The following is a 1292-nucleotide window of genomic DNA, read 5'->3' as shown; positions in this document are numbered from 1 at the left end:
AGCTGGTAGCCGGCCGCGGCGACCGGAGCGTTGACCTTGCGGGCGGCCAACATCGCGATGACGTCGTCGCGGCGCTGGCGGTGCTGTCCGAGGGCCTCCACCACCATGTCGTTGACGGTGGGCGGTGACAGCGCGGAGACGATGCCGTAGCCGTAGACCGTCGAGTGCTCGATGGCCAGCGCGTCGCACAGCGCCGCGTTGTCGGCGTCTTTACCGGAGGTCATATCGACGGACCTCCGGGTACCAGGGCAACCGTGTAGGAGGCCGTGCACGACGCGGCGATCGAGGACAGCAGCCCGGCCCGGTAGCCCGGTTCGGTGCCGACCAGGCGGCTCGCGCTGTCGGCCGAGGCGCGCAACGCGTCGATCACGTCGGACACCGGCGGCGGAGGTGGCGGCGGTCCGGCCGGTTCGGCCTGGCTGGGGCTGGTGGGCTCACTCGAGGAGGGCGCGGCCAGCTTGCCGGCCGCCCGCGAGATCTCCGCGGACAGCGCGCGGGCATGTGCGGCGCGTTGGTTCGCCACCACCGCCAGCGCGGCAGCCACCTGAGGAGGATTCCCGATGGCCGCGGCGGCGGCACCCGCCAGCGCGCTGTCCTTGCGGGCCTGATCCAAGGGCCCCAGCAGTTGCTCGACGGGCGGTGATTTGGGCGCGGACTTGCCACAGGCGGACACCACCGCCCCAAGCGCAGCCAAAGCCACGCCACCGGCGAGGACATCTCGCCTGTTGACGAAGGGAACTGCGCTAGGCACAAGAACATCCTGCCATCGGCGATCACCATGATTCGCGGCGGGCGGGTCCGGGCGTCGATGACCACGTCTTCGATTTCGTATCCGGCGCGCGCAAACTCTCCGCCGAGTAGCTCGATCACCTGCGTCTGCGACGGTAGCCCGGTGGTCACGGCGAGCTCCTCATCTTGAGTTGTCCGGTCATCTGGCGGATGTCGGCGCCCCGATGGCTTCGCAGGCGACTTCCGGTGCCCCGGCGGAGGAACAGGCGCGCCAGCAGCAACTGCCAGTGGTTGCCCTTCGCGAGAACCAGCTATCCACGATACGCCAGGAAACGCCGATGCCGCCGTGATCGCGTCCTGGCATCTTGCCCGCCTTCGCCGATGGCAGGATGTTCTTGTGCCTAGCGCAGTTCCCTTCGTCAACAGGCGAGATGTCCTCGCCGGTGGCGTGGCTTTGGCTGCGCTTGGGGCGGTGGTGTCCGCCTGTGGCAAGTCCGCGCCCAAATCACCGCCCGTCGAGCAACTGCTGGGGCCCTTGGATCAGGCCCGCAAGGACAGCGCGC

2 protein-coding genes and 2 pseudogenes are annotated in these 1292 nt (G+C 69.3%); 1 reads left to right on the top strand and 3 read right to left on the bottom strand.

Annotated elements, in window-relative coordinates; translation table 11 throughout:
- From A5625_RS09445 to A5625_RS28250, 3 genes and pseudogenes are all read right to left on the bottom strand, one after another.
- Window positions 1-224 (bottom strand): DUF4439 domain-containing protein (locus tag A5625_RS09445; protein ID WP_156748078.1); only part of this gene is annotated, 224 nt, incomplete at its 3' end.
- Window positions 221-751, bottom strand: coding sequence for a hypothetical protein (locus tag A5625_RS09440; protein ID WP_066992012.1), 531 nt, complete (start codon window positions 749-751; stop codon window positions 221-223). The genes A5625_RS09440 and A5625_RS09445, both read right to left, overlap by 4 nt.
- Window positions 752-762: 11 nt before the next feature.
- Window positions 763-900: pseudogene (locus A5625_RS28250) on the bottom strand (ribosome maturation factor RimP); the annotation flags it as partial.
- Between the two features lie 226 nt (window positions 901-1126).
- Between A5625_RS28250 and A5625_RS30055 the strand changes: the two are divergent.
- A pseudogene (locus A5625_RS30055) lies at window positions 1127-1292 on the top strand (hypothetical protein); the annotation flags it as partial.

It is taken from the genome of Mycobacterium sp. 1465703.0 (assembly GCF_001672975.1).
Lineage (GTDB): Bacteria > Actinomycetota > Actinomycetes > Mycobacteriales > Mycobacteriaceae > Mycobacterium.
This window is presented reverse-complemented; position numbering and strand designations above follow the sequence as displayed.